The following is a 15,037-nucleotide window of genomic DNA, read 5'->3' as shown; positions in this document are numbered from 1 at the left end:
AAAAGGGATGAAATTTGATCACTGCATATTTTATTTTTGAAGAATCTCTCCCAAGTAATAGATCTAGTTATTACTTAGAAAATATCAAACTTTTGGAAATCAGGGAATTATCTAACAGCTTATAAAAAAAATCAGGGTTAATTAATGAGTGATTTAAGAGTTTGGGTGGAAGATTATAGTAGAGTTTTATGGCGTTCCTTACCCTTGTTATGGACAGCAGCACCTCAAGAAATGGTGTTTTTGATTGCTGTAACCTTATTGCAAGGGTTTCTTCCTGGGGTTAGTGTTTGGATTACCAAACTAGTGGTAGATACTGTCGCTACAGCCTTAACAACTGGTAAAGCATTAGATGATTCAATTTTGTGGCTTTTAGTAGCAGCATGGGTGGGAGCTTTGCTATTAGAAAACCTTCTCTATCCTTGGATATTGGCACTTCAAGGAAATCTCAATGATAAATTAGCGGCTCACATTAGTTTATTATTAATGCGAAAAGCTGATAGTTTTTCGGACTTGAGCCGATTTGAAGATGCTGAATTTTATGATGAGTTACAAATTCTTCAACAACAAGTTAGCTATAAACCCTTAAACTTAGTTGAAAATTTGGTGGAATTAAGCCGCTCATTGATTACTTTAATCGTGGTAATTGGGCTATTAATTCCCCTGGCTGTTTGGATACCATTGGTAATTGCGATCGCCACTATACCCCAGATCGTAGTTTCTTCCCAATATGGTAGAGAGATTTGGATCACTTTATTTGAAAACAGTCCCCAATCTCGGAAAATGCAGTATTACACGACAGTAATGCTCACTGATACCTATGCCAAAGAAATCAGGTTGTTTCAGCTAGGTACATTTTTTATGCAGCTTTACGGGCAAGCATTTCAATCTTTACATCAATCTATGCGTCATCTGCGAGGTAAACAAGCATTTTGGTCATCTAGTTTAGCTATTCTCAGTACATTAGGAAACGGATTTTCTTTCTATTGGGTAGTCAAGCAAGCTTTTAGAGGACAGTTAAGCCCAGGAAGTGTCCTTTTATTCGTACAATCATTAACTTACTTCCAGAATAATTTAGAAAGATTTGTCAGTCATTGGTTGGATTTATTCGAGAATATTATCTATATGCAGCAGTTTTTCAACTTTCTCGACAGTCCCACCCCAATGGTATTGAACATACCTGGAGAAAAAATCCCCACTCCGATTCGTGCAGGTATTACCTTTGATCAAGTTGATTTTCACTACCCAGATGGTAGATTAGCACTCAAGGATATTTCCTTTACCCTTTACCCAGGACAAACAGTAGCCATAGTTGGAGAAAATGGCGCAGGTAAAACCACTCTAGTTAAGCTATTAACCAGGCTCTACGACCCCACCACAGGACGGATTATCGTTGATGGTATAGACCTGAGAGATTTGAACTTAGAGCAGTGGCGGCAGCAAATTGCGGGGGTTTTCCAAGACTTTGGACATTACTCGCTCACCCTGGGAGAAAATATCGCATTAGGAAACCTAGCCGCCCTAGAAAATCGAGAAATTCTCAGATATGCAGTAGAAAAAGCCGATATCGTCAAACTAGTGGATGATTTTCCCAGTGGAGAAGATACACAATTGGGTAAACAGTTTGGCGGTACAGAACTTTCTGGAGGACAGTGGCAAAAATTAGCTCTAGCTCGTGCCTTTGTCCGCCAAGAAGCCCAACTACTCCTTCTAGATGAGCCTACCGCAGCACTAGACCCCCGCAGCGAGTGTGATTTTTACCTACGCTTTGTGGAACTAGCGGAAGGGAAAACTACCATCCTGATTACCCACAGATTAGCCTCAGTGCGAATGGCTGACCGCATCTTAGTCCTCAAAGATGGTCATTTAATTGAAGATGGCACTCACCAAGAACTTTTACAACTGGGAGGCGAATATACCGCCCTCTGGAATATGCAGGTAGAACAGTACGGAGTGTAATACAAAAAAACTTAATTCTAGGACTTACGCAGAAATCATCTTCCACTCTCATTTCTCTGTGTCCTCTGCGCCTCTGTGGTTCGTTATTCCATCAGTCATGAACATCAAAAATCCGATTCCTTGGCTCATTGGGCTGACTGCATTTGGTTTATCTGGAATGGGTATTGCTTACTTCAGCCATTGGTATCAACCCAGCAAAAAAGATATTACAGATTTAACAGTCCCTGTGACTACCAGCAACTTAAACATTAAAATCAAAACCAATGGAGTCGTGCAACCAGTTCGCAAAATTAACATTAGCCCAAGAGAAGCCGGTCGAATTGCCAAACTCTATGTAGATGAAGGTAGTTCTGTCCAAAAAGGACAATTAATCGCAGAAATGGAGCGTCAAGCCTTTCAAGCCCAGGTGAATCAGTATCGAGCGCTGTTATGGAAGGCAAAAGCCGAATTACAAGAAAAGCGTAAGGGTTATAGACCAGAAGAAATTGCGATCGCTCAAGCTGATGTACGTAAGTATACAGCCCAAGTCCGGGAAGCTGAATCTCGCTTGGTATTAGCCTCTCAACGAGTTAAGCGTAGGCAATATCCTGTATCTCAAGGAGCAATCTCCCGTGATGAACTAGATGCGGCTTTAAATGAAGAAAAAAGTGCTAAAGATAACTTAGAACAAGCTAAATTTAGTCTGATATCTGCCCAACAACAACTGAAAAAACTACTTTCCGGTTATCAAACTGAGGAAATTACCAAAGCCGGTGCTGAAGTAGCTCAAGCAACTGCCCAATTACAATTTTACGAAAATCAGTTAGAAAATACTTTCATTCGCGCTCCTTTCTCTGGCTTAATTACCCGACGTTTTGCCCAAGCGGGGGACTTTGTAACTCCAAATACTTCTGTTTCCACTAATGAAGGGGGAACTAGTGCCTCCATTGCCGAATTATCCAGTGGTTTGGAAATAGAAGCTAAAGTTCCCGAAGTAAATATGGCGCAGATTCAGAAAAATCAGCCTGTAGAAATTCGCCTTGATGCTTTTCCTGATCAAGTTTTTCAAGGGAAAGTCCGTTTGATTGCCCCCAGAGGAGTTAAGGAAGAAAATGTCACATTTATGCGAGTCAAGATTGCTTTGGCAACGGGTCAAGATAAACTCAAGGTAGGGCTAAATGTGAAGTTAACTTTTCTAGTAAATGACATTCGCAATGCTTTGGTAATTCCTTCGGCTGCTGTGGTTTCTGGTAAACAGGGGCAAGTGGGTGTATTGTTACCAGATAAGGATAATCAAGCCAAATTTCATCCGATACAGGTAGGAATTACTTCTGGTGATAAAACGCAAATTTTGGGCGGACTTTCTGAGGGTGAACGGGTTTTTATCCAACCACCAGCTAATCAATTAATTGATGGTGTTGATCGTCCTATGGGATCTTAGGGATTTCTAATTAAAAAAATACTTAAATAAACGAACCACAGAGACACAGAGAACACGGAGGAATGAGAGTTTAAGAAATTTTTTGCTTTAGGTGGTTGGGTGTTTTTTATTTGCAGGTTTCTTGGTGTAAGGAGTCAGCAGAAGAAATTTATCTTTTTATCGTTTTAAATTATGAATTTGCTAGAAAGTGTGAACATGGCTTTTGCAACTCTCGCTGCTAATAAACTCCGTAGCGGACTAACTATGCTGGGAATAATTATTGGCAATGCTTCTGTTATTAGTATGATTGGGATTGGACAGGGCGCACAAAATCTTGTATTGGGCAAACTTGAGGCTTTTGGCGCAAATCAACTCACGGTATATAGTAATTTTGAAGATGATGAAGGCATGAAATTTCCTGATGCCCAATTGGTGTTATCAGACGCAGAAGCAATTAAAGCTCAAGTTCCTAGTGTTAGCAAAGTTGCTCCTATAGATGAGCAGAAAATGCCAATTAGCTTTAATAATAAATTAACATCCACAACTGTTAAAGGAACTACGTCTGATTTGCTCGCTGTGCAAAATCTTGTTCTTGCCACTGGTAGAATGTTTAATCAAAAACAACAGCAACAACAGGCTCAAGTCACTGTTTTGGGTGCAGAAACTAGCCGCAAGTTGTTCGGTGATGAAAATCCTGTGGGACAAGAAGTGATGATTAATAATATCTCGTTTCAAGTTATTGGTTTATTGCAATCAAAGGGTGCATTTGCTGGGGAGAATTTGGATCAAACTGCAATTGTCCCACTGACAACATTTGCTAATAGATTAGTTGGACGTAGATCAATATCTGATATTCCTCTCAGTTATATTTTAGTGACTGCCAAAAATAGAGATAGTGTTCGCGCGGCAGGTTTTCAAATTACTAATATTCTGGCTCGACTACATGGTAAGAAAGATGTGGCTGTTTTCGCTAATAAAAAGTTTCAAGAATTGGTAGTTCAGGTGACTAGTATTTTATCTTTATTATTAGCTTTAATTGCTGCCATTTCTCTGTTAGTAGGTGGAATTGGTATCATGAATATTATGTTAGTTTCTGTGACTGAACGCACTCAAGAAATTGGTTTACGCAAGGCAGTTGGGGCAACTCAGAATGATATTTTAGCGCAGTTTTTAATTGAGGCAATTATTCTCTCTCTTTCTGGCTGTTTGCTGGGGATAATTTTAGGAGTTGGGGGAACTATCCCCTTGGCATTTTTCACGCCTTTAACTCCTCAATTTCCTCTATATGCGATCGCTGTGGCTGTGACAATATCTGGTAGCATAGGCTTAGTTTTCGGTGTCTTTCCCGCCCGACAAGCTGCTATGTTAGACCCCATTGTCGCCCTCAGAAGTGGCTGATTATCTTAACTCCTGCTGTAATTCTGCCCGATAATCAGCTTGACAATGATATTGGGATAATTCTTTCCAGTTGAGTACGGCTTCTAACAAGTCCTGATAACCCAGTGTGTTGGGGTGCAGTCCGTCACTGGTGAGGCGATCGCTTCTCCATCCTTGACTCCGCTGCATCCATTGATCAAAAATATCTAAATAGGGAATTTGTCTTTGTTCACAAGCTTGTCGTGTTGCTTCTTTGTAGCGGTATTGGTCGGCATGATTATAGAATAAACAATCAAGGAAGGGCATTTTGCTTTCGTCTACGGGAACCATCCCCACAAACAGCACGGGGCAGAGTTTTTGAGATTGATCCAGCAATGTAGCGATTTCTGATTCAAACTGACTAAAATCTGTGTAATTTCTGCCGTTAGGACTTCTTAACCGAGGTGTATCGTTAACACCCACAGACAAAATAATCAAGTCAGGAACACGATTGCGGATTTCTCCCCGGTGACGAAATTCTGCTTCTAAACGTTGGCATATTTGTTGTGTGCGATCGCCCCTTACCCCCAAATTATAAAGCACATGACCCACACTGTCCGGTAACATCCACCACCGTCGCAATTGTTCCACCCAACCGCCTTTCTCTGGATCACCGTATCCATATACTAGGCTATCCCCCAAGGCGACAATCTTTAAAGGTTGACAAAGTTTTGGCGCTACAGATATTTGCATTAAGGTAGAAGTCGGAAAACTTGGCATTTCAAAAAGTAATGTAATGGATATTTCCAGAATATTCTATATATTTTTACACTATTACCACAAAGTAGGGGCGCAGGGCCTGCGCCCAATCATTGATTTTTTGCATTTCCCCAATTATAAATTAATTGGTAACACACTATAACTACCAAAAATTTTCAAAATTTCCGTATAATTTCGCAACTCTTCCAAAGCAGATTTCATAATTTGTGCATTTACATCTGCTTCAATATCCAAATAGAATAAATATTCCCCTAAAGAACGTTTTGTCGGACGCGATTCAATCCGACTCAGATTAATACCCAAATGAGCAAATACTGACAATACTTTCATTAATGCACCTGGTACATTGGCTGGCACGCTAAAGGCTAAAGATGTATGAGTACAATCAACGGGATGATTTTCTTCCCTGCTTACTACCCAAAACCGAGTGCAGTTTTCTGGATAATCATTAATCCCTCTGGCAAGAATAGGTAAATTATACAATTGTGCCGCCCGACTAGAAGATATAGCTGCTGTAGTGACCTCTTCTTCTAATCCCTGTAGTGCTTCAGTGGTTGAATTTCGGGGAATTAAATTGACATTTGGCAAGAACTGTGATATCCATTCTTGACATTGCGCTAACGCTTGAGGATGAGAATAGACAGTTTTAATATTATCTAAACTTGTGGCATAGGAAATTAATGTATGTTGGATTGGTAAAACTAAAGCTAATTGAATTTTTAAATTTCCTAATTGCCATAAGCTATCCATTGTCATGTTGACACTACCCTCAATAGAATTTTCCACCGGAACAACAGCTATGGCTGCTCGTTTATCGGCGATTGCTTGTAGGGACTGAGCAATGGTAGAATATGGACATAATTCAAAGCTTCTTTGAGAATTAATATCCGAATGGGCTTTTAACCAGTTGAGATAAAAAAAAGCCGCTTGTTCGGCATAAGTTCCTGGCGGACCTAAATGAGCGATTTTCTGGTTCATGCTGTTAAATTTGGCGAATTTGATGAATAATAAATTAAAAGTTAGATTTTTGGCAATTCAAATTGTTAAAAAATATTACAATTAAAAAACAAATGGTTTAATTTGCTCATGGTTACTAAGTTTATTGCCTCTCAATCGGTGGAAATTTCCCTTCCTAAGCAATCTATTCCTATTCAACACTACCTGCGGCAGCCTCAACGTTTAGTCAATGCCTTAGCTGATAATACAAGAATTCAACAACTTTCTGAAGAAGGTTTTCGATTAAAAATGCGTCCTCTGTCTTTTATGTCACTGAGTATTCAGCCGACTGTAGACATGAGAGTCTGGGCAGATGCCAGCGGTACAGTTTATTTGCGATCGCTCGGTTGTGAGATATTGGGTTTTGAGTATATTAACGAAAGGTTTGCACTGAATTTAAAAGGCTATTTGTCACCAGTTCAACTCAATGGTGAAACTTACTTGCAAGGGAAAGCTGATTTGGAAGTTTTAGTAGACATACCGCAACCATTTTCCTTTACACCCAAATCAATTTTAGAAACTACAGGGAATGGATTGCTCAAAAGTGTATTACTAACAATTAAGCAAAGATTGTTACATCACCTCTTAGCAGATTATCGTCATTGGGTAATCTCACAAACTCAAAATAACGAAACTGATCATAACATCACTGATAGCGGTAGTGTGGCGCAAGCCATATTACCAAGTTTAAATTTTGAGTAGTTTATGGAAAAATAAGGCAAATTTGGCAATTGTTCTCAAAAACTGGAAATCCAAAATCTCAAATCCAAAATCTCAAATCTCAAATTATTTGGCAGGGACGAAAAGAGCGACGATGTAAAGATGAAGGTCCGTATTTTTGAAGTGCGAGTAAATGACGCGGACTTCCATAACCTTTATTTTTTTCTAGATCATACAGGGAATATTTTAACGCTAACCGTTGCAGCAAATCATCACGCCAAACCTTTGCCATGATACTAGCTGCGGCAATATTAAGCGATCGCTCATCACCTTTGACAACTGTTTCTTGAGGTATTGGCAAATTCTTCACCAACTGATTACCATCAATCAAAAACAGTTCCGGCTTTACCCGCAACTTCAAAACAGCCCGCTTCATAGCCAAAAGAGTCGCCTGTAAAATATTCAACTCATCTATTTCCTTCGTTGTAGCATAACCAATTCTCCAATCTACAGCCAACGTGGCAATTTTTTGAGCCAGTTTAGTTCTCCGAGAACTAGACAACTTTTTACTATCCTTAATGTTATCTAACATCAGTATTGATAAAGCGTCTACTGGTAATATAACTGCCGCCGCTACCACAGGACCAAATAAAGCGCCCCTACCTACCTCATCTACACCCCCAACTGCACCCTGCATATTTGAGTAAGTAGAAAACTCTAACCAACTCGAATTATCCCAGGATGCAGGTTTAATGTCTGCCATTGTCTAAACTATGATTTGTTTGATTTATTTGATGTAGATGATTAATCGGAACTATGATTTATCTCATTGATTTGATTTACCTGATTGATTCATTAATCAATCAATTAATTAATCAATTAATTAATTAATCAATCACAAAAATCACACAAATCATGAAAATCACAGTCCAAAACCATCTGTATCTAAGGCTGATGAACGACGACGACGACGACGATTAGGAATAGAACTACTATTACTATCAGATTCTATTTCTTTTTCAATTTCCGTTTTTTCTTCAACTTTAGTTTCTTTCTCAGGTTCTATTTTTCCTTCAGCTTTAGTTGCTTTTTCTTCAGGAATTTCTGTCAATTCTGGAAATATTACTAATGGTGGAAAGGATGAATCTTCTTCTATCTCAAATTTTGATGTCGGTAGTTTAATAGCGACAACTTCAGGAAGTGTTTTTTCAGTAACAATTGGTTCAGGGACAACTTCAGATTCTTCAATAGGTGATTGTCCTGGTTGCACAACATTGATAATCACCGATCTAGGATTTTTTCCCTCCCGATCTAACTTGAGTAAAGGAGAAATTCCCATTTCAGCATAAGTATCCTGTTCCTTTGCTGACATTTCCACCGTAATCACCTCTGGTGGTTCTACCTTAATCGGGTCTAATTTTACCTTTGTCCGTTCTGGTCTTTCCGTCCAACCTGATTTATTAATAGTTGGGGGAGAGATTTCTGGTATTGGTAATTCAGGTTCTTCTAAGTCTAAATCTGGATCATTAACAAAAGCTAGAGGATTACTAGGTAAGCGGGATTCATCCTTACCGTTACCACCATTCACACTAATGCGGCTACGGCGGGTCCGGGTACGACGCTTATCATTTAATTCTTGGTAACTAGGATGATTGATCAGATGCAGAGAACTAAATTCCGGTTCAGTTTCAAATCCATCACCAAAGCCATCATAGACATCTTTTGGTGTCACTTGTGGCACACTACCAATATCAGGTATGCGAGTAGTGGGTGCAGGTGGACGAGATTCCCTTTGAGGCATGGGTACAAATCGCTCTGGGATGTCCGCAGCCGGGATAGGCAGACGGTTTTCTAGTTCTCCAGGTAATCTGACGGTATGTCCTAAGCCGCCACAAGTAGGACAAGTTTCGCCAAACAATTCATAAATGTTTTGACCTTGACGCTTACGAGTAAGTTCCACCAAACCTAGTTCAGTCAGTTGGGCAATTTGGGGACGGGCTTTATCAGCTTTAAGAGCTTTGTTAAAGTGTTCTAAAACTTGCATTTGATCACGTCGGGATTCCATATCAATGAAATCAACCACAATCACACCTGCAATGTTCCGCAACCGTAACTGACGAGCAATTTCCGCTGCTGCTTCGCAGTTTGTCCACAGCACTGTTTCTCTAGCAGTTGCCGAACGGGTGAATGAACCGGAGTTCACGTCTATGACTGTTAAAGCTTCCGTTGGTTGGATGATCACATAACCGCCTGATGGTAAATCTACCCTCGGTCTGAGGGCTTCACGGACGGCGGCATTGATGCGGAAATATTCTAAAATGGGTGAGCGATCGCGGTGATGATCAATTAACAGTCCTTGGGGTGTTTGTCCACCACTCCAGTTTTGTAAATACTGCTTCACTCGTTTTAAACCAGTGCTGGAATCAACAACTATGCGATTCACATCACTACCATACATATCTCTAAGAACGCGCTGAATAAAGTCATCATCACGATTCAGTAGAGCCGGCGCACGGGAAGTCACTGCTTCTTGCTGGACAATTTCCCACTGCTTTTGCAGCACTTCCAAATCTTCAATAATGGCTTCTTCTGGCTTACCTTCTGCTTCTGTGCGTACCAGTAACCCCATCCCTGCTGGTTTCACTAAAATAGCCAAAGCTCTGAGGCGGTTACGTTCACTTTCGCTTTTAATCCGTCTCGATAAATTTACCCCTCGTCCATAGGGCATTAACACTACATAACGTCCAGGTAATGTGATATTACCTGTGAGCCTGGGACCTTTTGATCCGGTTGGCTCTTTCATCACCTGCACTAAGGTTTTTTGTTGTGGTGTCAACAGTTCTGTGATTGCTGCTGCACTACGTTTCAGCCTTAATGGACCTAAATCAGTGACGTGAATAAATCCGTTGCGTTCTGGATCGCCGATATTGACAAAAGCCGCATCTATCCCAGGTAATACATTTTCTACTACACCCAGATAGATATCACCAATTTGGTGATGACCCGTAGCTACAACTAGTTCTTGTATTTGATCTTCTGAAAATACAGCAGCAATTTGATACTGCTCCGCGATGATAATTTGTTTTGGCATTCAATTTCCTCAAAAATTGGCAGCACCGCTGGGAATTACCAGGAATTTCTTTGTTATCCCGCTTGTCCTAACGGTCGCTGCTACAAGACGCTACTAGTAATAAAAAATTCCAACTTGAGTAGCTCTGCAAAGTTATGAAGAGCTAATGATACTGTGATTGCGTTTACACGCCGGATTATTCCTGGATAACTGCATATAGTTTAAGAACTTCCATCAACCGCCCTTGGCTGATTTCCCCTACTATACGCTGCTATTTAAACTTTGGATATCCGTAGATATCTGTTTCAAAGTTAAGATTCATTAAGTAAAGCTGACCATATCTAAATATAGCAACACACAAGGTAGTTAGGACATCAATTAATCATGAAACTCATCCCCAACCAGGGTTTTACTCCTGACTCGCTGACTCCTGACTTCTGACATCACACACGCATGGTAAAAAACCTCTGCGTCTAGATACGGTATCTCTTTGGGTTTACCATCTGCCGATGTAGGGAAATCTGCCTTAATCACTGGATTCACTATCCGTGTTTTTACTAGAAAGTCTAGCTAGGTGCAGATAACTCATGTGGTCATCCTTGTAAGAATTATGGCAGGGTTGTAATCTCTGTCAATACTTGTGTTGTACTTTTACAATTTAACACACTTGCATTCATAGCAATTGCTTAAAAGCCCGCAATAAAAGCAAGTCTTATTTAAGAGATGGACTTGGATCGGTCAATGGAGAAGTTAACGAAAGCTATTGTTATTGACACTCTGCGGTCTGAAGACACGCGGATTCTTTAAGACTTGCTTAAAAGGGACAGTCAAGTACCCCTTAGACACTCAAAACAATTACTAGTACGACAGGTATTGCAATTGTGCTTACTTTTAGATTGATTTAGTGCTTTCCGATGCCATCAGTTTTTAGTGTTAAACGCTCCATGCTTCACCATTGCTTGTTTACCCAGGCTACGGCTATGCCGAGACGAGATAAATCAGGGGTTTCTCCTTAATAAAACACTTCTTTGCGTTGATAGTTACTCCTACTAGCTCATTAATTCTATCATGTCACTGCGAATAAATTCGCCGTTGGCACTTCCTCCATTGTCTAAAGCCAAATGGCTTCCGTGCCATTCGTTATTTCTTGTGATTTGTAATCAGCAGTAGAGTTTCTCTGGGATACAATCTTAGAAGTGACATTCTTACAGCAGAATTCACCGAGTTAGGAGTAAAACTGGCTTGCTGTCCGGCTTTGAATTTAGATCCTGTACCTCATTAATTTGCAATCTACTGTATATCTTTGCCTTCGTTCCTGTGATGATCGCAGGTAGTGAATCAAGTCATTCAATGCAGTGCCAGAAAATTTCTCTTGATCATCATTCTAACGCAACCTTGCCAAAAATCAATTCCTACAATGTTCTAATTTTTGACAACTACTAGCAAGTTAGCCAATAACTAGAAGTTCGTCAAATTTATTTTGACGGGTAATGAGCGGAAAAAACTTCTGTTCTTCCCTCCCCTGCCCCCCCTTGCCTCTCTTCTCCCCCTGCTTGCCTTCACCCGTCATTTTCGGGTTGACAGACTACTAGACGCTGGCGGTGGATATGCAAGATGTGAAATTCTACATTTGCCACTGTTTCCAGCATAGACAAGATTTGCTCAGTACGCAAGATTACTCCATCAGGACGACAGCTACCCAAGTAACGCACAACGGCTATTGAGTCCAATTCTTGGTGAGAGACTGAAATTAATTCTATCTCCCACAGGCGATCGCGCAGATTTATTAATTGCTGTTTACCGGATTTGGTTGTATGTGCCGATAAAATCTCCTCTTGATGTTTAATAGTCTCAATCCAGTTTTGCCATTGTGCCGATTGTCCCTCGCTTTGGGCTGTAGACAATGTGAGTAAATACTCGGCTGCTTCTAGCTTTTGGGTAGCGGAGGGAGACTTAATGTCTATTTCTACCACATTATACACAGGAATGTCAGTAGGTAGTTGTTTAACCAATTGGGTATGAAAAGTTGCCACATCAATTGGTTCAGTCAACTCAAAATCAACTATTTCTCCACTACTGGTAGCACCTAAACTTAAAGCACTGGCTAAAGCAATCCTCGGTCCAGGATGAAAACCACCTGTGAAGGTGATGGGTAAACTGGCACGGCGCATAACTCGATCAAATAGACGCATCAAATCTAAGTGACTGACTAAAGCCATATTTCCTTGTTTACCAAAGCATACTCGCAATCGTTGGGCTTTGGTGGTGTTGGGGACAAAATCGCCGGCAAAGCTGGGAATGGGTGGTGCAGCCATAACCACATTATGACCGAAATCAGTGCCACAGACTCCACAATGAGAACAACCTTCAAAAGAGCAGTCAGGGACAATTGCAGCTTCTAGAGCGCGTTGTAGGTCTTGTTGCAGCCACTTTTTATCAATGCCAGTATCAATATGATCCCAAGGTAAGGGAGTATCCAGAGGTGATAGAGTTTCTTGTTCGTTGTTGCTGACAGCAAACAGATTCCATTCGCCATTTTCCACTTGACGGTATTTCCAGTCTAGACCGGCTTCGGTAATGGCTGTTCCCCAAGCTGTAAAGGCTTTATCTACATTATCAAACCAAGCATCCATGCCTGCACCCAATTTCCAAGCCCGATGTAACACTTTCCCCAGAGTGCGATCGCCTCTACCAATAAAGTCTTCCATCGCCGAGATCCGAAAATCCGTGAAATTTACTTTCACATTCCGCATTCCCCGAAATTCTTCTCTGAGTAGGTTTTGCTTTCTCGCAAACTCAGTTGTGGAAACTGAATGCCATTGAAAGGGAGTATGGGGTTTGGGGGTAAAGTTGGAAATGGTCAAAGTGAAGTTTAAGGATCTTCTGCCCTTTTCCCAACATTCTTGCTTTAACCATCTTACCGTTTCCACAATGCCAATCACATCGGCATCTGTTTCACCGGGTAAACCAATCATAAAATACAGCTTAATTTTATCCCAACCTTGTGACCACGCTGTTTTTACACCCCGCAATAACTCTTCATTTGTCAAACCCTTATTAACAATATCCCGCATTCTTTGTGTACCCGCTTCTGGGGCAAAGGTTAACCCACCTTGGCGCGTACCTCCCAGGATATTGGCAATATTTTCATCAAACCTATCTACTCTTTGACTAGGTAAGGTGAGGGAAATGTTGTCATTTTTTAAGCGATTTTTTATTTCCATCCCCACCGCTGGTAGGGCTAAATAATCTGAACAACTTAAAGACAAGAGGGAAAACTCATTGTAACCAGTTTCCCGCATTCCCTTTTCTATAGCTTCTACCACTTTTTCCGGTTCGACATCCCTCGCTGGTCTAGTTAGCATTCCTGGTTGACAGAAGCGACAACCGCGAGTACAACCGCGACGAATTTCAATGGTGAGGCGATCATGTACTGTTTCTACATAAGGAACTAAGCCGATAGAATAGGCAGGAATGGGTGTGGCGACTCTTCTGAGGACTCTTTTGGGTACATCTGGACGCAGGGGATATACAGCCCCACCTACACCCATCTCATAGAACTGCGGCACATAGACACCAGGAATTTGCGCCAAGTCTAATAATAGTTCTTGACGACTCAAGCCTGATTTTTTCCCTTCTTCTAAAACCAAGCCAATTTCGGGAAGTAGTTCTTCACCATCTCCCAAAACCATGAAATCGAAGAAATCTGTATAGGGTTCGGGGTTAGAGGTTGCTGTTTGTCCACCGGCAAAAATTAGCGGGTAATTTCCCTGTAACCGTTCTTCTCTAGTCACGGGGATTCCGGCTAAGTCCAACATTTCTAAAATATTGGTGCATCCTAATTCGTAACTGAGACTAAAGCCTAAAATATCGAAGTCCGTCAACCACCGTTTAGATTCCACTGCAAACAGGGGTGTCTGCGTGGTGCGAAGTTTGGCGGCTAAATCCGCTCCTGGTAGATAAGCGCGATCGCATAACTGGCGAGGCTGGGCATTCAAAATATTGTATAAGATGATATGCCCTAAATTTGATGCCCCTACCTCATACACTTCTGGATAGGTCAAAACCCAACGGATTGTTGCCGTATCCCAAGGTTTATGGACTGCTAAACGCTCATTACCCAGGTAACGGGCAGGTTTTAAAATATCCGATGTTATTAATTGTTCAACTAAAACAGCCACTTTGCTATCTTCTAGCTACCATAAATTACAGCTAACCACCCCAACACTAGCATTAATTAGAGATTTTGACTGGAGTTCAATAATTTTATTTAGGTTATGCCTACACGCTGCGCGTTAACGAAGTTCCTCTGAAAGAGTCACGTGCAGAGGCTTCCAGAAGCAAAGGCGCAAAATTTTAGGAATTATATTGACATTATCGTCTAAGCTTTTATAAGTGTAAATTTGCATCTTGTTTAAAGATCAACTTTTTTTTCTGACTTGGCTACAAGTTTGAAGTCTCTTTACTCAATCTTTATAGCTTGACTGGGTTTATTTAAAGATTGTCATAAGTCAATGGTAAAGTGTAATTATATATACATTTTTTTTTAGCAAGTTAAAAAACAATCTACTTATGCCTTCTGAATGCAGATTAATCATCTGTCCCTATAGCAGTTACTCTTGCTGAAACTGTGAATGGAGGTAGTTCCAGGAAAATTTCTCTGTGATTGTCCACCTTGACTTTTACCCTTGTCATTGATAAAAACAGAGTTATAGAATAACTGGTCTTGATTATTTAGTAGTGATCTAAATCACAGGGTTGAGAGGTATAAATCACCTTTTATACCGAGCATTGTCTTAGATAATGACTAGTAACTGCAA

Annotated in this window: 9 protein-coding genes; 4 read left to right on the top strand and 5 right to left on the bottom strand. The window is 40.7% G+C overall.

The features are described from left to right. The first annotated feature begins 144 nt into the window (after nucleotides 1–144). The 3 genes from HEQ36_RS11600 (at nucleotide 145) to HEQ36_RS11590 (ending at nucleotide 4,753) form a co-directional block, all read left to right on the top strand. Nucleotides 145–1,956: an ABC transporter ATP-binding protein gene (locus HEQ36_RS11600; protein ID WP_168636131.1), complete on the top strand. Its 1,812-nt coding sequence runs from the start codon at nucleotides 145–147 to the stop codon at nucleotides 1,954–1,956. A gap of 97 nt (nucleotides 1,957–2,053) precedes the next feature. After that, complete coding sequence (locus HEQ36_RS11595) at nucleotides 2,054–3,376, top strand: efflux RND transporter periplasmic adaptor subunit (protein WP_053538868.1); 1,323 nt, start codon at nucleotides 2,054–2,056, stop codon at nucleotides 3,374–3,376. Between the two features lie 171 nt (nucleotides 3,377–3,547). Continuing rightward, nucleotides 3,548–4,753 carry an ABC transporter permease gene (locus HEQ36_RS11590; protein ID WP_027401440.1) on the top strand — a complete coding sequence of 402 codons (1,206 nt, stop codon included), beginning with the start codon at nucleotides 3,548–3,550 and terminating at the stop codon, nucleotides 4,751–4,753. On the opposite strand, the gene HEQ36_RS11585 is transcribed toward HEQ36_RS11590, so the two are convergent. Then, nucleotides 4,754–5,491 (bottom strand): GDSL-type esterase/lipase family protein, encoded by a 738-nt coding sequence (locus HEQ36_RS11585; protein WP_053538867.1) that lies wholly within the window; start codon nucleotides 5,489–5,491, stop codon nucleotides 4,754–4,756. It abuts the gene before it with no gap. 114 nt (nucleotides 5,492–5,605) lie between these two features. Beyond that, complete coding sequence (gene pheA / locus HEQ36_RS11580) at nucleotides 5,606–6,469, bottom strand: prephenate dehydratase (protein WP_053538866.1); 864 nt, start codon at nucleotides 6,467–6,469, stop codon at nucleotides 5,606–5,608. A 108-nt stretch (nucleotides 6,470–6,577) separates the two neighbouring features. On the opposite strand from pheA, the gene HEQ36_RS11575 reads away from it, so the two are divergent. After that, the gene (locus tag HEQ36_RS11575; protein ID WP_053538865.1) at nucleotides 6,578–7,189 is read left to right on the top strand and encodes a DUF1997 domain-containing protein; all 612 of its coding nucleotides are present in this window, start codon (nucleotides 6,578–6,580) and stop codon (nucleotides 7,187–7,189) included. Between the two features lie 79 nt (nucleotides 7,190–7,268). Here the strand turns inward: HEQ36_RS11575 and HEQ36_RS11570 are convergent, their stop codons facing one another. From HEQ36_RS11570 to HEQ36_RS11560, 3 genes are all read right to left on the bottom strand, one after another. Further along, on the bottom strand, nucleotides 7,269–7,910 hold the full coding sequence (locus HEQ36_RS11570; RefSeq protein ID WP_053538864.1) for a ribonuclease HII: 642 nt from the start codon (nucleotides 7,908–7,910) through the stop codon (nucleotides 7,269–7,271). 159 nt (nucleotides 7,911–8,069) lie between these two features. Next, nucleotides 8,070–10,238: an Rne/Rng family ribonuclease gene (locus HEQ36_RS11565; RefSeq protein ID WP_168636132.1), complete on the bottom strand. Its 2,169-nt coding sequence runs from the start codon at nucleotides 10,236–10,238 to the stop codon at nucleotides 8,070–8,072. A 1,538-nt stretch (nucleotides 10,239–11,776) separates the two neighbouring features. Continuing rightward, nucleotides 11,777–14,398 carry a TIGR03960 family B12-binding radical SAM protein gene (locus tag HEQ36_RS11560; RefSeq protein ID WP_168636133.1) on the bottom strand — a complete coding sequence of 874 codons (2,622 nt, stop codon included), beginning with the start codon at nucleotides 14,396–14,398 and terminating at the stop codon, nucleotides 11,777–11,779. Nucleotides 14,399–15,037: the final 639 nt, after the last annotated feature.

This window comes from Anabaena sp. 54, from assembly GCF_017355725.1.
In the GTDB taxonomy this organism is placed as follows: domain Bacteria; phylum Cyanobacteriota; class Cyanobacteriia; order Cyanobacteriales; family Nostocaceae; genus Dolichospermum; species Dolichospermum heterosporum.
The sequence above is the reverse complement of the archived record's forward strand: the minus strand, read 5'-3'. Positions and strand labels throughout refer to the sequence as shown.

Coding starts and splice junctions, on each gene's coding strand:
- HEQ36_RS11600 (WP_168636131.1), top strand. CDS start 145: ATGAGTGATTTAAGAGTTTGGGTGGAAGATTATAGTAGAGTTTTATGG.
- HEQ36_RS11595 (WP_053538868.1), top strand. CDS start 2,054: ATGAACATCAAAAATCCGATTCCTTGGCTCATTGGGCTGACTGCATTT.
- HEQ36_RS11590 (WP_027401440.1), top strand. CDS start 3,548: ATGAATTTGCTAGAAAGTGTGAACATGGCTTTTGCAACTCTCGCTGCT.
- HEQ36_RS11585 (WP_053538867.1), bottom strand. CDS start 5,491: ATGCCAAGTTTTCCGACTTCTACCTTAATGCAAATATCTGTAGCGCCA.
- pheA (WP_053538866.1), bottom strand. CDS start 6,469: ATGAACCAGAAAATCGCTCATTTAGGTCCGCCAGGAACTTATGCCGAA.
- HEQ36_RS11575 (WP_053538865.1), top strand. CDS start 6,578: ATGGTTACTAAGTTTATTGCCTCTCAATCGGTGGAAATTTCCCTTCCT.
- HEQ36_RS11570 (WP_053538864.1), bottom strand. CDS start 7,910: ATGGCAGACATTAAACCTGCATCCTGGGATAATTCGAGTTGGTTAGAG.
- HEQ36_RS11565 (WP_168636132.1), bottom strand. CDS start 10,238: ATGCCAAAACAAATTATCATCGCGGAGCAGTATCAAATTGCTGCTGTA.